This window comes from Thermodesulfobacteriota bacterium, from assembly GCA_040755095.1.
GTDB lineage: Bacteria > Desulfobacterota > Desulfobulbia > Desulfobulbales > JBFMBH01 > JBFMBH01.
This window is the reverse complement of sequence record JBFMBH010000029.1, coordinates 1-19,897: the sequence shown is the minus strand read 5'-3', so window position 1 is coordinate 19,897 and position 19,897 is coordinate 1. Positions and strand designations below refer to the sequence as shown.

Here is a 19,897-nt window from a genome sequence, read left to right as displayed (position 1 = left end):
CCGGGCCGCCCGCCGGCGGTAGTGCGACTGCCGGTCTGGTATGATTCTGTTATCGAGGCTCGCCTCGCTGCAGAATCCTCCCCGTGACAAAGGCGGTCACAAGGCCAACGACCGTCGTGCCACCGATGGCCATCGCTGTCTTCTCGGATCCGAGAAAAAGGGCGACAACAGCGGTTGTGAAGGCGAGGATGACAGTAACAATACCGAACACCTGGCCACGTTTCACCTCGGAAACCGTGGCCTTGAGCGCGGCCACGTCCAATTCCCTTTGGTGCGCCGCGGCAGTTTCGGCCATGGCCAGGATTCGTTCCGCAGCGCCGGGGATCAAGAGGTCGTATTGGTGGAGCGTTTCTGGATGGGGAAGAGGCCCAGAGAATTGCTCGGATGCGAAAGGGGCGACGGGCTGGTGGTCACGACTCGTGACGATGATCTGGTCTCTCCGTCGGCTATTTCCCCTTTGCTTTGTCTTGCCGCTCATGCTCAAAGTCTATGACGGATTTTCGGATGGAGCTCCCTACTTTCTCCCAGTTCGCCCGCAGTCGCTGCTGGACAGTAAGGCGCGGAACGAGCCGTGTATAGTCAGAGGATGGAGCTATATCCAGAATACTGCCAACGCCAGCCAACGTGTTCTTGAGCCGCATGGCTCGCTCTCCGAAAAGCCGCGCCGCAGGAAGCCGTTTGGTCACATACTGAAGACGAAAACTCATGGCTTCTTCTGACACATCAAAGTAGTCAGCCATATCAAACAGACTCGTTCCAGCCCGGTGGAGACGCCCAACCTCGTGGAATGGCATGAGCAAATTCGCCGCGAAGTTGTTTGCATACCGCTCGACCGGATCAGTCCCCTGTTTGGATAGGGGATCGCGCAGATCGATCGTGTCGTATTCATCCAAGGCCTCCCCGCAGCTTGCGCGGTGGACATAGTGCCCAAGCTCGTGAGCGCAGGTGAATCGCTGGCGTTTTCTGCTGTCAGCCTGATGAACAAGAATAACCGGATCCTTACCCTGCTCCTTGATGAGCGCACCAGAAACGTCGGCTGGAAGGGTCGTCTGTATCACCTTGATTCCAAGGCGGGTACAGATCGTCACGGGATCGATCGGGAAGCCGCGATCTCCCCAGGCGTTGTGCAGAAGGTTGTTAGCCAGCACTTCGTAGAGCTTGCCCATGAAATTCACCAACTCCCACATTCTGCCGGCTGCCGACACTCACCGGTGGCAGTTCTCCTTACGGGGCGTCTTCCCTTACCATAAGCAGCACCTTTATTCCAGGCCTATTTCAAATCTGGGATATCCGCCTGCGAGGAGAGCCTGACCTCAAGTCCTGGCTGGCGTCGGCCCTGTGGGCACTAACCGCCGCACACTTGCGGCGGCAAGGGGAGGGAGGACCGCCCGACCTAGTGCTGCCGCCGGAGCGCAAGGAGAGTTGGCGAGAAAGTCCCGGGCGGTAGCCGGCCGGCCCAGCACCTCCTTGACGAAGCGGTCATGGGGATTGGCAACCTCGCTCATGGCCGTATCCTACGGGCCGACCAGGGGCTTGTCAACGCGGCCGGGCGAGGCGTTCGCCCATCACCGCCTTGAGCAGGCCCACCCCCTTTCTGATCGCCTCCTCCTCCAGATTGCCGTGTCTTTTCGGCAAGCCCGCGGCGGCGGAGGGCGGGGGCGGGCCGTTTACTGCCTGAGCCAGGAGAGGTCAGGTGGCTGGCCCTTGGCGGTGGCGGTGAGGGCGTCGGCGAGGAGGGGGAAGGTGGGCAGGCCGCGGCGACGGCAGGTCGGCGGGGCCGCTTTCACCGGATCGGCCCTCGGAATCTGCGGTGTCGGGCGGCATCGTCCTGGGGCGAGGAGCCCAGCCGTTCCCTGGTCTCGGTCAGATCAAAAACCCCCTGGCTGTTGGCGCTCACCGCGAAGGCGGCGAGAAAGGCCTCCTCCACGGCCAGGGCCCGGGCAAAGGCGCTCACCAGGTCCCGGTGGCTGCAATAGACCGCCTGCATGTATGCCCCGCCGTAGGGGGCCGGATCGTCCTCTGGCACCGCCCAGCCGATCCGCAAGGCCACGAACCGCACCCCGAGAAGGGAAAGATGGCGGCCCACCTGCTCCCCGAACACCTTTGATTCCCCGTACAGGCACAAGGGGGTCGGATTGCGGTCCAGGGTGATGGGCTCGGCGGTTTCCCCCCTCAGCAGCCGGCCGATATCGCCCTGGTGGTAGAAGTTGGAGCTGGCGAAGACCACCTTTGCCACGCCGGCCCGCCGGGCCTCCTCGAAGACCAGGCTGGTGGCCAGGAAGTTGTTGCGGAGGGTGGAGGACCGGGGTGCGTTGGGCCGCGGATCCCCGGCCAGGTGGATGAGGGCATGAAGCCCGGCAAAGGCGCCGGCCACCTGTCCCGGCTCGGCGCAGTCCAGGACCACGGATCGCTGGCCGGCCGCAACGTCGATCCGGTGGCGATCGAAGAGGACCAGGTCGCAAGCGTCCGCCAGCCCTTGCCGCAGGATGGTGCCGATCACCCCGGCCGCACCGGTGATGCCCACTTTCTTTCCTTTCATGGCCGGATCCCTCTGGCTTGGGGTTGGTGTGCGACGCGAGCGAGTCACGGACGCAAGGCTCAGCGGCCAGTGCCGGCGGCCGCTGTCATCTGCCGGCGCTTGAGCCCGTAGTAGAGCACCGGCACCAGGGTGCGGGACAGCAGGGTGGAGGCCACCTCGCCGGCCATGAGGGCCACGGCCATGCCCTGGAAGATGGGGTCGAAGAGGATCACCGACGAGCCCACCACCACCGCCGCGGCGGTGAGGAGCATGGGCCGGAAGCGGATGAGGCCGGCGCTCACCACTGCCTCGGTAAGGGGCAGGCCTTCTGCCAGCTGCAGCTCGATGAAGTCCACCAGGATGATGGAGTTGCGGACCACGATGCCGGCGCCGGCGATGAAGCCGATCATGGAGGTGGCGGTGAAGAAGGCGCCGATGGCGGCATGGCCAGGGAGGATGCCTACCAGGGACAACGGGATGGGGGCCATGATCACCAGGGGCACGGAAAAGGAGCGGAACCAGCCCACCACCATAATGGAGATGAGGACCAGCACCGCGGCGAAGGCGATCCCCAGATCCCGGAACACCTCCAGGGTGATGTGCCACTCGCCGTCCCATTTCATGGCATAGCGGCTGGTGAGCCAGGGCGGGGTCAGGGAGTGCTGGGCCAGCTCGTAGCCTGCCGGCAGGGGCAGCTGGGCGATCTGCTTCTTCATGGCCAGGATCGGGTAGACCGGGCTTTCCGCCGCACCCGCCACCTCGGCCACCACATAGACCACCCGCTTGAGGTTCTTGCGGTAAATGGCCTGGTCTTCCACCCCGGAGGACCGGTCCACCAGCTCGGCCAGGGAGACGAAGGCGCCGTCGCCGCCGGCCAGGCCGAGGGCCGCGAGCCCGGCCGGCTGGGCCCGGATGGCCAGGGGCAGCCGCAGCCGGAGCGGCACCGGCTCCCGCTCCTCGGGCAGATGCACGAGCCCGGCCAGGCCACCGCCCACGGCCGCGGCCAGGGTCTCGGCCACCGCCTGGGTGCTGATGCCGTGGCGGGCGGCCTTCTCCTGGTTGACCACGTACCGCTCCTTGGGCTGGTCGTCGTCCACGTACCAGTCCACATCCACCACCCCCGGCGTTGCGGCGAAGATCTCCTTGATGCGGCTGGCGATGGCGATCTGGCCCTGGTGCTCCGGGCCGTAAACCTCCGCCACCAGGGTGGAGAGCACCGGCGGCCCGGGGGGCACCTCCACCACCGAGATCTTCGCCTGGAACGGCTGGCCCAGGGCCTGGACCGCCGGCCGCAGGCGGCCGGCAATCTCATGGCTCTGGGCGCGCCGGGCATGGCGGGGCAGGAGATTGACCTGGATCTCCGCCTGGTGGGGCAGGGTGCGCAGGAAGGAGTGGCGCACCAGGCCATTGAAGGTGTAGGGGGCGGCGAGCCCGAGATAGGTCTGGAAATGGGTGACCTCCGGCACGAAGGCCAGCAGGTCGGCGATGCGGCGGGTCAGGGCCGCGGTCTCCTCCAGGGCCGCGCCCTCCGGCAGGTCCACCACGATGGCCACCTCGGCCTTGTTGTCGAAGGGCAGCATCTTGACGGTGACCAGCTGCCAGGGCGCGACCATGGCCACAGCCGCCGCCAGGAGCAGGGCGACCAGGCCATAGGCCGTAAGGCGCCGGCCGGGAGCCTTGAGGAGGAAGCGCAGGTTCTTCTCGTAGGCCCGGTTGAGCTGCCGGAGCAGCCAGCCGTCCTCCCCGGCACCGGCGGGCTGGTGCCGGGCGCCGCGCAGGAGGAGGAAGCCCAGCCAGGGGCTGATGACAAAGGCGATGGCCAGGGAGAGCAGCATGGCCGCCGAGGCGCCCACCGGGATCGGTCGCATGTAGGGGCCCATGAGGCCGGAGACGAAGGCCATGGGCAGGAGGGCGGCGATGACCGTGCCGGTGGCCAGGATGGTGGGGTTGCCCACCTCGGCCACGGCGGCCACCGCGGTCTGGCGGCTGGCGCCATGGAGTTGGAAATGGCGGTGCAGGTTCTCCACCACCACGATGGCATCGTCCACCAGGATGCCGATGGAAAAGATCAGGGCAAAGAGGGTGACCCGGTTCAGGGTGTAGCCATAGAGATAGGTGACCAGAATGGTAAGGGCCAGGGTGACCGGCACCGCCACCCCCACCACCACCGCGGCGCGGGCGCCCAGAAAGAGGCCCACCAGCACGGTCACCGACACCGCCGCGATGGCCATGTGCTTCAGCAGCTCGTCAGACTTCTCCTTGGCGGTCTCACCGTAGTTGCGGCTGACGGTGGCCTCGATGCCGGTCGGGATGAGGCCGCCTTTCAAGGCCTCGATCTTGGCCAGGCTGCGGCTGGCGACGGCGGTGGCATTGGCCCCCTTCTTCTTGGCCAGGGACAGGGTGACTGCGTCAAACTGGCCCGGCCGGGCGTCCGGGGCCGCCGGACCGAAGCCCATGAAGACGGCGCTCTCCGGCTCCTCCGGGCCGTCGGTCACCCGGGCCACGTCGCCGAGCTTGACCGGCCGGCCGTTGTGTACCGCCACCACCAGCTCGGCCACCTCGGCAGCCGAGGTCAAAAAGCGGCCGGCCTCCACCAGGAGCTGCCGGCCGGCCACAGGAAAGGAGCCGGCAGCCAGGCGGACATTGGCCTGCGCCAGGCTGGCCGTGATCCCCGGGATGGTGAGGCTGTGGCCGCGCAAGGCCACCGGATCCAGCTCCACCAGCACCTGCCGGCGCTGGCCGCCGATGATCTGGATCTCGCTGACCTCCGGGTCTTCCTTCAGCTCCTCGGCGACCATGGCGGCCACCTGGCGCAGGGCGAGGCCGTCGAACCGGTCGCTCCAGAGGCTGACCGCCAGGATCGACACGTCGTCGATGGAACGGGGCTTCACCAGGGGCTGGCCCACCCCCGGCGGGATGAGGTCGGCGTTGGACTGCAGCTTGGTGTGCAGGTTGACGAGACTGGTCTCGAAGGACTCCCCCACCCGGAAGCGGACGATACAGGTGGCAAGACCGGGCCGGGAGATGGAGTAGACATACTCCACCGCCGGCACCTCCCAGAGAAGCCGCTCCATGGGCCGGGTGACCCGTTCTTCCACCTCCCGGGGTGAGGCACCCGGATAGGCGACGAAGACGTCGATCATCGGCACCAGGATCTGCGGCTCCTCCTCCCGGGGGGTGATGATGAGGGCGAAGACCCCGGCCAAAAGGGCTGCGATCACCACCAGCGGTGTCAGCCGCGAGTCGATGAACGCCGACGCCAGCCGGCCGGCGAGGCCAAGATGGGGGCTCATGGGAGCAGGGGCCTGGAGTGGCCAGGGGCGGTTCGGACAGATGGGCGACGGCGGGTCATGTCCGCCCTACAGGACCAGCTCTTGGAGAAAGGGGCGCAGGCAGGTCTTGGCCGTGATGTCCTCGCCCGTGCGGTCCAGGCGCACGTAGCGGAATTCGTCGGCCATGCCGGCCGCCGCCATGCCCGGCACCGTGGCAGCCAGGCATTCCTGGCTGTGGGGGGTGGCGATCACCTGGCAGTCGAGTGCCCGGGCGGCCGCGGCTACCCCCTCCCAGACCTTGTCCACGACACTGTGGTGGATGCCGTTCTCCACCTCATCCACCAGCACCAGGCCGTGCTCCGAGGTGGCGATGGCGAGGATCAGCGAAAGGAGGCGGGCCATGCCATCGCCCATGAAGGCAACGGGGATCTTGCGGCCGATCGCGATGTCGCCGTGGACCAGAGACTGCTCCCCGGCGGCCACGGTGGAAAGGCTTTTCAGGCGGGGCTCCATGATGCGGAGAAACTCGACCACTGTGTCCTGTCGCCCCAAGACGTCCAGTCGGCCAAAGCGGGTGGCGTCCTCGGAGGGATGCCGGGCGCTCCTTGCCGCCAGATAGGTCGTTGGGCGTACCCCGGTCTCGGCATATTCGGCGTGAAGTCCCAGGCCAGCGGGACGCATCTCCAGGTGCAGGATCTGGTCCTGCCGCCCCTCCCTGCGGTAGGTGAGGTCGAGGCGGACGGGCGGCACCTGCTCCTGGGTGGTGTCCAGTTGAGGGATGTCGCTGCTGTCTCCCGGCCGCCGCTCCCGGACAGCCGCCGTGGGCAGCAGCCGGGAGCACTGGACAGCCATGGTTTCGGTGCCGGTTTCGTCCGTGATCGAGATGCTGATGGTCCTGGTCAGATCGTAGCGGCGGAAGATCGGCCCCCAGATCGCCTCGGGCTCCAGGGGCAAAACCCCCACCCCTTGCCAGCCGAACTGGCGGTGGACCAGGCTGGGGTTCAAACGGTCATGGAACAGGAACAGGGCTTCCAGTACGCTGGTCTTGCCGGTGTTGTTCCGGCCGCCCAAGAGGGTGATCCGGCCCAGGTCCGGAAGCTCCAGGAACGGGAACCCGTTGAAGTTTTCAATCCTGGCTGATTTGATCACGGCGGCGGATCGCTTGGAAGCGGGTTGGGCCGGCTTCTCCACGGATATCTGATCCTGAAGCTGGCCCGGCGAGTGGTTACTTCTGTCCGGGACAGACATCTAGGCGTCAGGAGGGGCGCGCCTGGCGTACGTTCCGGAGGACATGCGGTCACGGGAGAGCCAGTCCGGCCCGTGACCAGAGCCAGTTGCGCCCAGGAGCCGGCCGCCTCCAGGATGATCCGGTGGAAGGCGGTCCGCTCGGTGCGATCCGACTCCAGTGTTCGGCGGTGAGCATATGCCCTCCTCTCGAAAGGTCCTCGTGCCAGGGTCCGGGACGGTGCCGCCGAATCGCCGCTATGGAAGCGGCTCTGCCAGCTGGCCGCCGTCCTGGGCCTTTTCCAGGCCGGCGGTGATGATCCGCTCGCCGGCGGCGAGACCGGAGAGGATCTCCACCTGGTCGCCGGCGGCTTCCCCGAGGCGTACCAGGCGGAAGCTGACCAGGCCGTGGTCGTCCACGGCAAAGACGCCGGTGAGCGCCCCCCGGTGCGCGACGGCGGCCTGGGGCACCAGGAGGGCCGGCTTTTCCCCCAGGGGGATGCGGACCACCGCGAAGAGGCCGGAGACCACCCCGGGTGCGGCTACCGGGATACGCAGGCGGAAGGTGCGGGAGGCGGGATCCACCGCCGGCACCACGGCAGCCACCGTGGTGGGGATGGTCAGGGCCAGGGCCGGCAGCTGCACCTCCACCGGGCTGCCCGGTGCCAGGCGCGGCAGGAGGAGCTCGCCGGCGGCGGCCTCCACCTCCAGGCCCGAGGCGGGCTCGATGACGAGGAGCGGGCTGCCGGGGGTGGCCAGGCTGCCGGTGCTGGTGAAGCGCCTGGTGACCACTCCGGTCTCGGGGGCGGTGATCACGGTGTGGCCCAGCTGCACCGTAAGGCCCGCCAGGTGGGCCTCGGCCTGGGTCAGGGCCGCTGCCGCCCGCTGTCTTTCCAGATCAGCCTTGGAGCGGGCGGTGGCCAGCTCGTCCAGGGCCTGGATGGCCACCGCCCCCTGGGTGGCCAGGCGGGCGTAGCGGTCATGGGTCAGCTCCGCCAGCTCCAGGCTGCGCTGGGCTGTAAGGCCTTCTTGCCGGGCGGCGGCGACGGCGGCTTCGGCTTCCCGGAGGGCGGCGGCCAGCTGGCGGTCGTCCAGACGGATCAGGGTCTGGCCCGCCCGGACGGTCTGGCCTTCGTCGGTGGCCAGCGCCACGACGGTGGCCAGGATCTGGCTGGCCACGGTCACGGTTCGGGGGGCCTGCACCGTGCCGGTCACCTGGGCATGGCGGGGCAGAGGCGCCGGCACCAGGGTGGCAACCGTGACCCCGGTAACCTGCGGCCGGCGTACCGGCGGACTCGCTTCGGGGTGGGGGCCGCAGGCCGCCAGGCCCAGGACGGGCAGCAGCAGCCAGACAAGAAGGGGGCGGCAGGGCCTCATGGCCGTCCGCCCGCAAGCCCCAAGGGCGCCAGCAGGCCGGCCTCCAGGGCCTGGCGGCGGCGCTCCGCCGGCAGGCCGGCGGTCTTCGCCCACAGGCGGGCGAGGGCGTCGGCCCGCCGGAGATTGAGGTCCCGGGCGGCGGCGACGGCCCCGGACCAGGCCGCCCAGTCGCCATGGGTGGCCAGCTCCGTGAAGGCGGCGGGCAGCTCCGGCATCAGGAGCCGGCGTATCCCGTCCAGAAAGGCGATGAAGAAGCCCAGGGAGGACGACCGGCGCTCGGCCTGGATGAAGGCCAGCGGCCCGGCCGGATGGGTGTCGGCGAGCACGTCTTTGAGGGCCCGGGTCACCAGCTCCAGGGCCGAATCGGGGTAGGCTGCCGCCACGCCGGTGGCGAGCTCCGAAGGCAGGGCCTCCTCCAGGACCTCACCGATCTCGTGGTGGATGAAAAGCGGCAGTTCGGAGGTGACCAGCTCATCGAGCCGAGCCGCCAGCTGCTGGCTGTCCACCGTGCCGGCCGGGGTGAGAAGGCGGTAGCCGGCCAGGGCGAAGCGCATGGCCGGCCGGCCGCAGCCGCGCACCTCCTGGATCTGGTCCCACAGAAAGCCAGCCAGGGCCTGGCGCCGCACGTAGACGGCCCCGTCCTGGGAGAGGGCCAACGGCGCGGCCATCTCCCGGGCCAGCTCCCGCCCCAGGATCCGCACCGGGCAGCCCTGGACCGTAAGGGCGGTCTCCTCCTCGGCCAGGAAGAACACCGGCTTCATGGACCGGCCGTAGCCGGCGCCGTACAGGAGTCGCAGCCGCGCCAGGACGGCGTTGACCGGGGCGGCGGTGAAGGGGTCGATCAGGTCCCGGTCCACCGGCAGCGGCGCGTAAGCCTGGTCGCGGATCTCGTCCCACAGAAGCTCCTTGTCGGCAATCCAGGCCAGCACTGCCTGGCTGGCCGGGGTCTGCCAGGGGGCGAGGCCGTGCTCCCACTTGTACAGGCTCCGGAGCTTGAGGACCATGGTGCACAGGGAGTAGATGCCGGCGAAGCGGGCGTCCGAGATGTCGCTGTTCTTCTGCACCGCCGCGGCCAGGGCCGAAACGCTCATGAGCAGACCCGGTTGCGGCCGGCCGCCTTGGCCTGGTACAGGGCCCGGTCCGCCTCCTCCAGGAGGGCAGCGCCTGGCAGGGTGCGGCCGGCCGGCAGCTGGCGCAGCCCGATGCTGATCGTCACCGGCCGGGGCAGGGGCCGGCCCTGGGCATCCCGGAACGGATGCTCCGCTACCCGCTGGCGCAGCCGCTCCAGGGCCACCTGGGCCTGGGCGAGATCGGTATGAGGCATGAGGATGGTGAACTCCTCGCCCCCGTACCGGGCCACCACGTCGCTGGCCCGCATCTCCTCGCGGAACAGGTCGGCCAGCTCCAGGAGGACCGCATCGCCGGTCGCATGGCCGAAGGTGTCGTTGACCGCCTTGAAATGGTCGATGTCCAGCATGGCCAGCGCCAGAGGCTCTTCGAACCGGCTGGCCCGCTTGATCTCCTCGGCCAGGCGCAGCTGCAGCATGTTGCGGTTGGCGAGGCCGGTCAGAGGATCGTGGAGGGAGAGGTGGTGGATCCGCTCGTAGAGCCGGACGTTCTCCAGGGCCATGGCCAGCTGGTTGGCGATGGCAGAGAGCATGTTGAGCTGGCTGGGGGTGGGCTCCTGGTGCTCGGCCACGTACAGGCACAGAACGCCAATCACCTGGCTGCGGGCCCGGAGCGGCAGGACCACATGGCCGTGGGGCGGCATCCCCGGCCGGTGGTGGCGGTGGCCGGGGTCCTCCTGGTCGGACAGGGACGAGACGATGAGCTCCCCGCGGGCGGCCTGGCCGCAGAGACAGTCGTCGGGGCACGCCGGCTCGGTGCCGGCCGGCGCCCCGGGCGGCAGCCCGCGCTGGCGGGCCAGGCGCAAGCGGTTGCTGGTCGGATCGTTGAGGAAGATGGCCCCCCGGGCGGCCAGGACCAGGATCTCCTGGCCCAGGATGGCGTCCAGGGCCTGGTCGAGGATGGCCTCCAGATCCAGGGCCCCCGAGATGGCCCGGGAGACCTCGTAGACCGCCGACAGCTCCCGGAAGCTCCTCTCCAGTTGGCGGCGGGCGGAGGAGAACTCCCGGTTGCGGCGGATGGTGCGCAAGAACACCCCCAAGGTCTCGCTCATGTAGCGCAGGAACAGGGCCTCGTCCGGGGTGAGCACCGGCAGCTGCCGGGCTGGCACGGCCAGGAAGCCGAGGACGGCGTCCCCGTGGTAGACCGTGGCCAACAGGCAGTGGCCGAAGCCCCCGCGGGCCAGGGCCGCCAGGGCCGGAGGGGTGCCGGGCGCGGCCAGGCTGATGGCCCGGGGCTGGCGGAAGGCCTCCGGGTCAGCCTGCACCGCGGCGAAGACCGCGGCCAGCTGCTCGGCGGCCGACTCGGGCCTGGCCAGCTCGCCGTCCGCCAGGCGGGCATAGAAGAGGATCTCCTCTTCGGTGCCCAGGCTGGAGCCAAGGAAGGGCAGCATCCGCGCCACGAAGGTCCGTTCGTCTGCCACCTCGGCGGTGAGCAGAGACAGCTCCTTGATGACCTCCAGCTGCCGGTTCTTGAGGGCGAGCAGGGTGTCGAACTGCTGGGCCAGGTCGCGGCGATGGGGGTCGGGGGGCATGGGCAGGCCTGGGAGAGGGCGGTCCGTCAGGGAGAGGGCTTGGCCGGGCGCCCTGGGGCCGGGGGCTGAAGTGACCGATGGTATGGAGCTTACTATCGTCCCAGGCCGGCGGTCAACCCCCGGATCCTCGACCCACCCTTCGCCGCAGCCGGGGCGGCCCACACCCCAGGTGCCGCTTGCATCCGCCACTTTGCACCATGGCGCACCCTGCTGCCGCTGATGACTACAGGCGGTGCCCGGAATCAACCTGGGCACTACATATGGTATATGATGGAAATCCAAGGGGATACGCCGCGGCCCGCCAACTTTTCTCTTGACACCAAGGCCCCCCGCCACCTATAAACATGGCGGAGTAGAGTGGCGCAAAGTGGTCCATTGGGGCATCGTGGCCCTGCCCGGGAGGCGCTGTGGAAAATGATCTGCCGGCAGCCGGAAGCAGCCTGTTCCGGGGCCGATCCGAACACCTGCTGGATGCCAAGGGGCGGCTCAACATCCCGGCCCGCTTCCAGGAGGTGCTGCGCCGCTCCGGCAGTGACCTGGTCATGATCACCAACTGGGACAAGTGCCTGCGGGCCTTCACCGTGCCGGCCTGGGAGCGGCAGGAGCGGGATCTCGTTCGCCTGCGCCACTCCGATCCCGAGACCGACCGGTACATCCGCTACATCATCACCGGCCTCACCGAGTGCCCCATGGATCGCCAGGGCCGCATCCTGCTGCCCCCCAGCCTGCGCCAGCCCTTCGGCATCGACAAGGATGTGGTTTTGGCCGGCATGCTGGAGAGCTTCGAGATCTGGAGCAGGGAGTCCTTCGCCGCGGAGTGGCAGGCGGCCAACGAGAGCTTTTCGAGCCTGGCCTCCAAAGTGGCGGCGGACCGGCGGGGCTAGGCGCTGGTGACCCCATGGCACGAACCGGTCCTGGTCGAAGAGGTGCTTCACTGGCTGGCGCCCCACCCGGGCGGCATCTATCTCGACGGCACCTTGGGGCTGGCCGGGCATGCCCGGCGGATCCTCGAGGCCTGCGACCCGGACGGTCGTCTCGTGGGCCTGGACTGGGATGGCGAGGCCCTGGCCGAGGCCCAGCGGCGATTGCAGCCCTTTGCCGGACGGGTATATTTGGCCCGCCGCAGCTGCGCCGCCATGGCTGAGGTGCTGGCCGAGGCCGGCATCGCGCAGGTGGATGGTGTGCTCCTGGATCTGGGCCTGTCCTCCTTGCAGCTGGATGCCAGCTCCCGGGGCTTCAGCTTCCGCCAGGACCAGCCCCTGGACATGCGCATGGATGACCGGGGGGGGCAGACCGCCGCGGACCTTCTGGCCGAGCTGCCCGAGGCGGAGCTGGCGGATCTTCTGGCCAGCTACGGTGAAGAGCGCTACGCCCGGCGGATCGCCCGCAGCCTGGCCGCCCGCCGCCGGCTGGCGCCGATCCGCACCAGCGCTGAGCTCTCCGAGCTGGTGCGGCGGGCGGTGCCCAGGCCGGCGCCCGGCGCCATCCATCCGGCTACCCGCACCTTCCAGGCCCTGCGCATGGCGGTGAATCGGGAGCTGGAGCAGGTGGACCAGGCTTTGAGCGCCGCCCGCCAGGTGCTGGCGCCGGGCGGCCGCTGTCTGGTCATCAGCTTCCACTCCCTGGAGGACCGCCTGGTGAAAACGCACTTCCGGGACCAGGCAGCCTGGCAGGTCCTGACCAGAAAGCCGGTGACGCCCGCGGCCGAGGAGAAGGCCGCCAATCCCCGCTCCCGCAGCGCCAAGCTGCGCGTGGCCGCTCGCGCGGCAGGGAGGCTCCCATGATCCGTGAGTACTCGGCAAGACCCATGGCCACCTTCCGCGGGGTTACCGTGATCGGTCTGCGGCGGGGCAGCGGCGCCAGCCATTCCGGCTGGCTTTGGCAGACGACCGGGATCATCGTCACCGGCGCCACCGCCCTGGCGGTGGTGGCCAGCCTCTGGCTGGGCTGGCAGATCCGGCAGGGACTGGCCGAGCTCGGCCAGCTGCGCCAGGAGCAGGTGACGATCAGCGAAAGGCATCGGCTCCTGAGCGCCCAGCGGGATGCCCTGTTGAGCCGGGAGGCCATCGAGGCCAAGGCTGCCGCCCGGCTGGGGCTTCTTCCACCCACCGACCAGCAGCGACGGACGCCCTGACGGAGACCTTGCCATGAGCAGGCCGGCAGCCGTCAGCAAGCGCCGACTCGCGCTGGCCGGCGCGGTGCTGGCCCTTTGTGTTGTTCTGGTCCTGGTGGCCCTGGAGGTTCCCCAGGTGACCGCCCGGCTGGCCGGGCCGCCAATCCCGGTGGCCGGGGAGACGCTTCCTGCTCCGGCCCCGGCCCGGGGTCCTGTCCTGGATCGCCGGGGACGCCCCCTGGCGGTCAGCCTTGCCCTGACCTCGGTTTACGCCCGCCCCCTGGAGCTGGCGGACATCCCTGCCGCGGCCCGGGGGCTGGCGCCTCTTCTGGGCTGGGACCAGTCAGTCCTTGCGCGGCGGCTGGAGACCGAGCGCAGCTTCCTGTGGCTGGGCCGGCATCTGGACCCGGCCACGGCCCAGGCCGTGGCTGGTCTCGGCTTGGCGGGCCTCTACTTCACAGTGCTTTCCGAGCGCTTCTACCCGGAAGGCCCTCTGGCTGCCCACGCCCTGGGCTTCGTTCGGGCCGGGCAGGGCCTGGAGGGTATCGAGCTGGCCTGGGATCGGCATCTGCGGGGCCTGGCCACGCCGGACGCCGCGGGGCCGCCGGCCCTGGTGCTCACCCTTGACCACGGCGCGCAGGCCCTGGTGGAGCAGGAGCTGGATCGGGCCCTGGCCGAGAGCGGGGCGACCGCGGGCTCGGCCGTGGCCTTGCACGTGGAGGACGGTGCCATCCTGGCCATAGCCAGTCGGCCGGGCTTCGATCCTAACACCTTCTGGACAGGGGATGACGCCGGCCGGCCCAACCGGGTGCTGGCCGAGCCCTTGCAGTCCACGGCCCTGATGCTCCTGTTCGAGCGGGCGGCGCGGCTGGCCGCGGAGACCGGTGTTGCCGCGGCGGCGCCGGTGGATGACGATGTGGGGACCGGCGGACCGGTGCTGGCTGCAGACCGGTGGAAGACGCCCCACCGGACCGTCCCCGTGGCGCCGCAGCCGGCTCTGACCTGGACCGACCTCGGTGAGGCCGGCCGGCTGAGCCCGGCGCGTCAAGCCTGGCTGGAGGGCCAAGTCGGGCCAGCGGGCCAGGAGCTGTTTGAGCGGCTGCGCACCGGCCTGGCCGCTTCGTCCCGCCACCTCGGCCTGGCCGAGGCCGGGGACGAGAGCCGCCCGGGACCGACCCTTTTCGATCTGGCCGCCGCCTTCGCCGTGCTGCTGAACGGCGGCCAGGGGCTGCGGCCACACCTGGTGGCCTGGCCGGCCGCCCCTGGCCAGGAGACGGCAGCAGCGCGCCAGCGCCTTCTGCCCCGGGAGGCCAGCCAGGCCCTCTTGCCCTTTCTGGAGGACATGGGACAGGCGGTGGCCGGGGATGGCCGGCTGGTGCAAGGTCTGTCGGCAGTGCGTCCGGAGGCACCAGCCGGTGGGGCGGAGGGGCCGCCCGCAGGGCTCCGCCAGGCCGTGCTGCTGGCGGTGGCTCCCGGCAAGGCGCCGGAGATCGTCCTGGTGGCGGCCGTAAGCGGCTGCGCCGGCCAGGTCGAGCAGGGCCAGCTCCTGGCCGGTCTGGCCAGGCGGGCCCTGCCCGCGGTGCTGGCCGCCGGCCGCCAGGCCCCGGTGTCGCCGCCGGCCGTGCCCCCGGATGCGGCCGCCTATGTCCAGGCCTGGCGGCGGTTGCACCACGCTCCTGGCGACGGCAGCGCCGGCGCCAGCGAGCCGGCGGCCCGCATGCCCGACCTCCGGGGCGAGAGCCTGCGCAAGGCCCTGCGTGAGATCGCTCCCCTGGGGCTGCCGGTGCGGATTGCCGGCAGCGGCCGGGTGGTGCAGCAACAGCCGGCCCCGGGCAGCGATCTCGCCCGGGCGGCGGAGTGTGTCCTGACCCTGGCGCCCGGCTCCTGAAGTGCGGCCGCGACCCGAACGGGTGGCATAGGTCCCATAGGTCCTATAGGTCCTGTAGGTCCCATAAACCCCACAGCGTCAGCCGGCGCAGCACGATTGAAGCTTCCACCCTCTCAACCATCATAGGGCAGCCCGTCCTTTCCTCCATGCCACCTGCGATCCACACCTCCCCAAGAAAGACCTTGCGCCAGCTCCTGGACGGGCTGCCCTATGATGCCTCGCCGGCTGCGGGTCCTCTGGAGATCGCCGCCCTGGCTGCCGACTCCCGGGAGGTGGTCCCCGGCACCCTGTTCCTGGCCCTGCCGGGCACCCACGTCGATGGCCATGCCTTCGTCGGCCAGGCCATCGAGCGGGGAGCGGCGGCGGTGGTGGTGCAGGCGGGCCATGGGATCGCTGGCCGCTCCTGGCCGGTGCCGGTGGTCCGGGTGGCGGACAGCCGGCAGGCAGCGGCGGCCGTGGCGGCCGCCTTCTGGGACCATCCCGAGGCGGCCCTCACCCTGGTGGGCATCACCGGCACCAACGGCAAGACCACGGTCTCGTTCCTGGTGGAGTCCATGCTGCGGGCCGCCGGCCTCTCGCCAGGGGTGATCGGCACCGTCAGCTACCGGTACGCCGGTCGCCAGGAGGCCGCCCCTTTCACCACCCCCGGCCCCCTGGCCTTGTTTCCGGTCCTGGCCCGGATGCGGGCCGCCGGCGTCAGCCATGTGGTCATGGAGGTCTCCTCCCATGCCCTGGCCCAGGAGCGGGTGGCGGGCTTGCGCTTCCAGGTGGCGGCCTTCACCAACCTGACCCGGGATCATCTGGACTTCCATGGCGACATGGAGGCCTATTTTGCCGCCAAGGCCCGGCTGTTCACCGAGCACCTGGCGGCCGGCGGCCGGGCGGTGGTGGCCTTGCCGGCCCGGGGGGCCGGCGGCCGGCCGCCGGCGGCGGACTGGAGCGATCGGCTTCTGGCCATGCTCCGGCAGCCGCTCCGTTGCGCCATCGACCAGCCGGTGGAGGTCCATGCGGCAGCGGCTGGTCAGACCTGGGAGGGGATTCGGGCCCGCATCGTTACCCCGGCCGGCGTCTTTGATCTGGGCTCGCCCCTTGTGGGCTCGTACAACCTGGCCAATCTGCTGGTGGCCGCCGGCATCGGTGTCGGCCTCGGCCTGCCGCTGGCCGGCATCGAGCGCGGCCTGGCCGCCCTTGCCGCCGTGCCTGGCCGGCTGGAGCGGGTGCCCTGCCGGGCCGGCGTCCAGGTCTTCGTGGACTATGCCCATACCCCGGATGCCCTGGCCTCGGTGCTGGGCACCCTGCGCGAGCTGGGGCCGGCCCGCCTGGTGGTGGTCTTCGGCTGCGGCGGCGATCGGGACGCCGGCAAGAGGCCCCAGATGGGGCGCATTGCCGGCGAGCTGGCGGATATCGTCCTCGTCACCTCGGACAATCCGCGCTCCGAGGCGCCGGAGGCCATCATGGCCGCCATCGAGCGGGGCTTAGCCGGCAGCCGCCTGGCCCGCAACCGGGCCGAGCTGCTCCTGAGCCAGCCCGGCCGCACCGGCTACGACCTGGTGCCCTGCCGCCGCCAAGCCATTGCGACCGCCGTTTCCCTGGCCCGGCCGGGCGATGTGGTGCTCATTGCCGGCAAGGGCCATGAGACCTATCAGATCATCGGCGGCAGCCGCCGCCAGTTCGACGACCGGCTCCAGGCCCGCCTGGCCACCCTGGCGGCCATGGCCACCGGGCCGGCCGCTCCCTCGGATGCCCTCGGCGGGCAGGCGGCCTGAGCATGCCAATTCGTCCCGCCAGCGTTCATAAGAAGGCCGGTGCCATGCCCCAGCCAGCCGCCCCCCGGCGTCCGTCCCTGGCCGCCAGTGCCGGGCCTGCCTGGACGGTGGCCGACCTGGCCCTGGCCACCGGCGGCCGGCTCCTCGGCCCGGCCGACGCCACGGTCGCCGGCATTGGCACCGACTCCCGGGCCCTGACCGCCGGCCAGGCGTTCGTGGCCCTGATGGGCGAGCGCTTCGACGGCCATGCCTTTCTGCCCGCGGCCCTGGAGCACGGGGCCGGCGCCCTGGTGGTCTCCCGGCTGCCCGACCCTTTGCCGCCGGTGCCGGTGGTGCTGGTGGAGGATACCCTGACCGCGCTGGGCGATCTGGCGGCCTGGCACCGCCGCTGCCATCCCTCCTGTTGCGTGCTGGCCGTAACCGGCTCCGCGGGCAAGACCACGGTCAAGGAGATGACCGCCGCCATCCTCAGCCAGCGCTGGCGCATCCTCAAGACCGAGGGCAACCGCAACAACCTCATTGGCCTGCCGCTCACCCTCCTGGGTCTCACCGCCCGGCACCGCGCCGCGGTGCTGGAGATGGGCATGAACCGGCCAGGCGAGATCGCACGTCTTGCCGCCATCGCTGATCCGGCGCTGGGCTGCATCACCAACGTACAGCCGGTCCACCTGGAGGGGCTGGGGGATCTGGCCGGGGTGGCCCGGGCCAAGGAGGAGCTTTTCGCCAACCTTCGCCCCGCCGCTCGCCTGGTGGTCAACCTCGACGACCCCCTGGTCCGGGTCATGGCCCGCCGCTATCCCCAGGCCCAGCTGACCTTCGGCCTGAGGCGGGGGGCCCTGATCCGAGCCACCCGTATCCGCTCCCTGGGGCGGGATGGCGTGGCCTTCACCCTCGATCTGCCCGACGGCCGGGTCCGGGTGCGGCTGGCCGCCTTGGGCCGCCACAACGTGACCAATGCCCTGGCTGCTGCGGCCCTGGCTCATGGCGCCGGCTGCTCGCCCGAGCAGGTGGCGACCGGGCTCGCCGCCTTCCGTCCCCACAGCCAGCGGCTGGAGATCCGCACCCTGGCCGACGGCCGCCTGCTGATGGTGGATTGCTACAACGCCGCCCCCGGCTCCATGGCCGCGGCCCTGGCCACGGTGGCCGAGCTGGCGGCCGGCCGGCGGGCAGTGGCGATCCTGGGCGACATGCTGGAGCTGGGACCGGCGGCGGCCGCAGCCCACCGCCAGCTGGGGGAGCAGGTGGCAGCCCACGGTTTTGCCGGCCTGCTCGCCTGCGGCCAGTTTGCCGAGACCGTGGTGGCCGGCGCCCGGGCGGGCGGCCTCAAGCCGGACGAGGCCAAGGCTATGGCCGGCAAGGAGGCGATCGTGGCGGAGCTTGCCGCCTGGACCGCGGCCGGCCGGCTGGCCGCCGGCGACTGGCTCCTGGTGAAGGGCTCCCGGGGCATGCGCATGGAGACCATTGTCACCGCTCTGACCCAGGGCTCGGGGGAGGGACGCTGATGCTCTACCATCTCCTCTATCCCCTGCATACCGCCTTCACCCCGTTCAACGTCTTCCGCTACATCACCTTCCGGACCCTGGGCGCCACGGTGACGGCCCTCGTCATCGCGCTGTGGCTGGGGCCGGCCTTCATCCGCAGCATGCAGCGCTACCAGATCGGCCAGGTGGTCCGGGACGACGGGCCCCAGACCCATCTGGCCAAGACCGGCGTGCCCACCATGGGCGGCATCCTCATCCTTCTGGCCCTGGGTGTGGCCACCCTCCTCTGGGTGGACCTCACCAACCGCTTCATCTGGATGGTTCTGGGGCTCACCCTCTGGTACGGCCTCATCGGCTTTCTGGACGACTACCGCAAGATCAAGCTCAAGAACCCCAAGGGCCTGGCGCCGCGCTGGAAGTTCCTCATGCAGGTGGCCGGCGCCTCGGTGGTGGCGGTGCTCCTGTTCCGCCATGCCGAGTTCGATGGCGTCCTGGCCCTGCCCTTTTTCAAGAATCTGCAGCCGGACCTGGGGATCTGGTACATCCCCTTCGCCATCTTCGTGGTGGTGGGCTGCTCCAATGCCGTCAACCTCACCGACGGCCTGGACGGCCTGGCCACCGGCCCCACCGTCATCACCGCGGCGGTCTACCTGCTCTTCTCCTACCTGGCCGGTCATGCCACCCTGGCGGCCTATCTGCAAATCCCGGCCGTGCGGGGCGCCGGCGAGCTGGCGGTCTTCTGCGGCGCCTTGGTCGGGGCCAGTCTGGGCTTTCTGTGGTTCAACGCCTATCCGGCCCAGATGTTCATGGGCGACGTCGGGGCCCTGGCCCTGGGGGGGGCCCTGGGACTGGTGGCAGTGGTCATCAAGCAGGAGATCCTTCTCGCCATCGTGGGCGGCATCTTCGTGGTGGAGGCCCTGTCGGTCATCTTCCAGGTGGGCTATTTCAAGATGTCCGGCGGCAAGCGCATCTTCCGCATGGCGCCCCTGCACCACCATTTCGAGGTCAAGGGCTGGGTGGAGCCCAAGGTCATCGTCCGGTTCTGGATCGTCTCCATCGTCCTGGCCCTCCTGGCCCTGGGCACCCTGAAGCTGAGGTGAGGCCATGCGGGTGGTGGTGATGGGCATCGGCAAGTCAGGGCTGGCGGCGGTCCGCCATTTCCGGCGCCAGGGGGTGACGGTGGCGGTCTCCGAGGTCACACCCGCCGAGCGGCTGGATCAGGGCCTGGTGGCGGCCTTGCGCCGGGACGGCATCGAGCTGGAGGCCGGCGGCCACACGGCTGCCTTCCTGGCCCGGGCCGACCGCATCGTGGTCAGCCCCGGGGTGCCCCTGGACGAGCCGGCCCTGGCGGCAGCTCGGGCCCAGGGCATCCCCGTGGCCGGCGAGCTGGCGGTGGCCGCCCCCCTGGTGACCGCCCCCCTGGTGGCGGTCACCGGCACCAACGGCAAGACCACCACCTGCACCCTCCTGGGCGGCTTGTTGGCGGCTGCCGGCCAGGAGGTGTTTGTGGGCGGCAACATCGGCACCCCGCTGCTCGAGCACGTGGATGGCCCGCGACAGGCCCAGGTCATTGTCTGCGAGGTGTCGAGCTTCCAGCTC

At 70.2% G+C, this 19,897-nt stretch carries 16 protein-coding genes; 8 read left to right on the top strand and 8 right to left on the bottom strand.

From position 1 onward, the window contains the following. Nucleotides 1–49: 49 nt before the first annotated feature. The 8 genes from AB1634_06625 to AB1634_06590 all read right to left on the bottom strand — a co-directional run bounded on the left by AB1634_06625 (nt 50) and on the right by AB1634_06590 (nt 11,050). The gene (locus tag AB1634_06625) at nt 50–478 is read right to left on the bottom strand and encodes a DUF2335 domain-containing protein (protein MEW6219198.1); all 429 of its coding nucleotides are present in this window, start codon (nt 476–478) and stop codon (nt 50–52) included. Continuing rightward, the gene (locus AB1634_06620) at nt 447–1,166 is read right to left on the bottom strand and encodes an ImmA/IrrE family metallo-endopeptidase (GenBank protein MEW6219197.1); all 720 of its coding nucleotides are present in this window, start codon (nt 1,164–1,166) and stop codon (nt 447–449) included. Before AB1634_06620 ends, AB1634_06625 begins: the two co-directional genes overlap by 32 nt. A 617-nt stretch (nt 1,167–1,783) precedes the next feature. Beyond that, nucleotides 1,784–2,539, bottom strand: coding sequence for an NAD(P)-dependent oxidoreductase (locus AB1634_06615; GenBank protein ID MEW6219196.1), 756 nt, complete (start codon nt 2,537–2,539; stop codon nt 1,784–1,786). A gap of 59 nt (nt 2,540–2,598) precedes the next feature. Further along, nucleotides 2,599–5,811 (bottom strand): efflux RND transporter permease subunit, encoded by a 3,213-nt coding sequence (locus AB1634_06610; GenBank protein MEW6219195.1) that lies wholly within the window; start codon nt 5,809–5,811, stop codon nt 2,599–2,601. 66 nt (nt 5,812–5,877) lie between these two features. Further along, nucleotides 5,878–6,981 carry an ATP-binding protein gene (locus tag AB1634_06605; GenBank protein MEW6219194.1) on the bottom strand — a complete coding sequence of 368 codons (1,104 nt, stop codon included), beginning with the start codon at nt 6,979–6,981 and terminating at the stop codon, nt 5,878–5,880. A 291-nt stretch (nt 6,982–7,272) separates the two neighbouring features. After that, the gene (locus AB1634_06600) at nt 7,273–8,391 is read right to left on the bottom strand and encodes an efflux RND transporter periplasmic adaptor subunit (GenBank protein ID MEW6219193.1); all 1,119 of its coding nucleotides are present in this window, start codon (nt 8,389–8,391) and stop codon (nt 7,273–7,275) included. After that, on the bottom strand, nt 8,388–9,482 hold the full coding sequence (locus AB1634_06595; GenBank protein MEW6219192.1) for an Sfum_1244 family protein: 1,095 nt from the start codon (nt 9,480–9,482) through the stop codon (nt 8,388–8,390). The genes AB1634_06600 and AB1634_06595 overlap by 4 nt, the downstream gene beginning before the upstream one ends. After that, complete coding sequence (locus tag AB1634_06590) at nt 9,479–11,050, bottom strand: sensor domain-containing diguanylate cyclase (GenBank protein MEW6219191.1); 1,572 nt, start codon at nt 11,048–11,050, stop codon at nt 9,479–9,481. Before AB1634_06590 ends, AB1634_06595 begins: the two co-directional genes overlap by 4 nt. Before the next feature lie 407 nt (nt 11,051–11,457). Between AB1634_06590 and mraZ the strand changes: the two genes are divergently transcribed. From mraZ to AB1634_06550, 8 genes are all read left to right on the top strand, one after another. Then, the gene (gene mraZ / locus AB1634_06585) at nt 11,458–11,934 is read left to right on the top strand and encodes a division/cell wall cluster transcriptional repressor MraZ (protein ID MEW6219190.1); all 477 of its coding nucleotides are present in this window, start codon (nt 11,458–11,460) and stop codon (nt 11,932–11,934) included. Between the two features lie 6 nt (nt 11,935–11,940). Continuing rightward, a complete protein-coding gene (gene rsmH, locus AB1634_06580) occupies nt 11,941–12,834 on the top strand; it encodes a 16S rRNA (cytosine(1402)-N(4))-methyltransferase RsmH (GenBank protein ID MEW6219189.1) in 894 nt (297 codons plus the stop codon). Continuing rightward, the gene (locus AB1634_06575) at nt 12,831–13,184 is read left to right on the top strand and encodes a hypothetical protein (protein MEW6219188.1); all 354 of its coding nucleotides are present in this window, start codon (nt 12,831–12,833) and stop codon (nt 13,182–13,184) included. The genes rsmH and AB1634_06575 overlap by 4 nt, the downstream gene beginning before the upstream one ends. A 13-nt stretch (nt 13,185–13,197) precedes the next feature. Then, nucleotides 13,198–15,051, top strand: a complete 1,854-nt coding sequence (locus AB1634_06570) for a PASTA domain-containing protein (protein MEW6219187.1) — start codon at nt 13,198–13,200, stop codon at nt 15,049–15,051. Between the two features lie 146 nt (nt 15,052–15,197). Further along, entirely contained in the window at nt 15,198–16,817 is a 1,620-nt protein-coding gene (locus AB1634_06565) for a UDP-N-acetylmuramoyl-L-alanyl-D-glutamate--2,6-diaminopimelate ligase (protein MEW6219186.1), read from the top strand. Nucleotides 16,818–16,861: 44 nt separating this feature from the next. Then, entirely contained in the window at nt 16,862–18,319 is a 1,458-nt protein-coding gene (gene murF, locus AB1634_06560) for a UDP-N-acetylmuramoyl-tripeptide--D-alanyl-D-alanine ligase (protein MEW6219185.1), read from the top strand. Continuing rightward, the gene (mraY, locus tag AB1634_06555; protein MEW6219184.1) at nt 18,319–19,398 is read left to right on the top strand and encodes a phospho-N-acetylmuramoyl-pentapeptide-transferase; all 1,080 of its coding nucleotides are present in this window, start codon (nt 18,319–18,321) and stop codon (nt 19,396–19,398) included. Before murF ends, mraY begins: the two co-directional genes overlap by 1 nt. Before the next feature lie 4 nt (nt 19,399–19,402). Beyond that, nucleotides 19,403–19,897: Mur ligase family protein (locus tag AB1634_06550; protein ID MEW6219183.1), on the top strand; the 495-nt coding region annotated here is incomplete at its 3' end.

What these genes read in the sequence shown, in the direction of transcription:
- AB1634_06570 (MEW6219187.1), top strand. Translation starts at nt 13,198, where the DNA reads ATGAGCAGGCCGGCAGCCGTCAGCAAGCGCCGACTCGCGCTGGCCGGC.
- AB1634_06575 (MEW6219188.1), top strand. Translation starts at nt 12,831, where the DNA reads ATGATCCGTGAGTACTCGGCAAGACCCATGGCCACCTTCCGCGGGGTT.
- AB1634_06590 (MEW6219191.1), bottom strand. Translation starts at nt 11,050, where the DNA reads ATGCCCCCCGACCCCCATCGCCGCGACCTGGCCCAGCAGTTCGACACC.
- AB1634_06620 (MEW6219197.1), bottom strand. Translation starts at nt 1,166, where the DNA reads ATGGGCAAGCTCTACGAAGTGCTGGCTAACAACCTTCTGCACAACGCC.
- AB1634_06625 (MEW6219198.1), bottom strand. Translation starts at nt 478, where the DNA reads ATGAGCGGCAAGACAAAGCAAAGGGGAAATAGCCGACGGAGAGACCAG.
- AB1634_06565 (MEW6219186.1), top strand. Translation starts at nt 15,198, where the DNA reads ATGCCACCTGCGATCCACACCTCCCCAAGAAAGACCTTGCGCCAGCTC.
- AB1634_06615 (MEW6219196.1), bottom strand. Translation starts at nt 2,539, where the DNA reads ATGAAAGGAAAGAAAGTGGGCATCACCGGTGCGGCCGGGGTGATCGGC.
- AB1634_06600 (MEW6219193.1), bottom strand. Translation starts at nt 8,391, where the DNA reads ATGAGGCCCTGCCGCCCCCTTCTTGTCTGGCTGCTGCTGCCCGTCCTG.
- AB1634_06595 (MEW6219192.1), bottom strand. Translation starts at nt 9,482, where the DNA reads ATGAGCGTTTCGGCCCTGGCCGCGGCGGTGCAGAAGAACAGCGACATC.
- mraY (MEW6219184.1), top strand. Translation starts at nt 18,319, where the DNA reads ATGCTCTACCATCTCCTCTATCCCCTGCATACCGCCTTCACCCCGTTC.
- murF (MEW6219185.1), top strand. Translation starts at nt 16,862, where the DNA reads ATGCCCCAGCCAGCCGCCCCCCGGCGTCCGTCCCTGGCCGCCAGTGCC.
- AB1634_06610 (MEW6219195.1), bottom strand. Translation starts at nt 5,811, where the DNA reads ATGAGCCCCCATCTTGGCCTCGCCGGCCGGCTGGCGTCGGCGTTCATC.